This is a genomic window from Arthrobacter sp. 10N43 (assembly GCF_056394525.1).
The window spans coordinates 1-350 of record NZ_JBFTIA010000052.1 but is presented as its reverse complement, the minus strand read 5'-3'; the positions used below and the strand labels follow the sequence as shown (position 1 = coordinate 350).

The window sequence follows — 350 nt, the reverse complement described above, 5'->3', positions numbered from 1 at the left end:
CTACTTCACCCCGCTGGCCGCCAACAGCGCCGCGTGGAAACCTTACGCGATCCGCGTGCCGGAAAAAGCAGATTTCGTGGTCGGGCCGGCCGGTACGGCGGGTGTGACTCACACCACCATTCAGGCTGCGGTTGACGCTGCTATCAATAAACACGCCAGCGACCGCCAGTACATTGCGGTGATGCCGGGTGACTATGAAGGCACGGTCTATGTGCCTGCGGCTTCGGGCAGCGTGACCATTTACGGTACCGGTGAGAAAGCGGCGGATGTGAAGATCGGTCAGGCGATCGATTCTGAAATGGATCCGACCAGCTGGCGTCGCCTGGTCAACCCATCGGGCAAATATATGC

1 protein-coding gene is annotated in these 350 nt (G+C 60.0%); it reads left to right on the top strand.

Translation table 11 applies throughout. The features are described 5' to 3' along the window. Window positions 1–350, top strand: a 350-nt coding sequence (locus AC1DDO_RS23065) for a hypothetical protein (RefSeq protein WP_476972855.1), incomplete at both ends; no start/stop codon positions are given.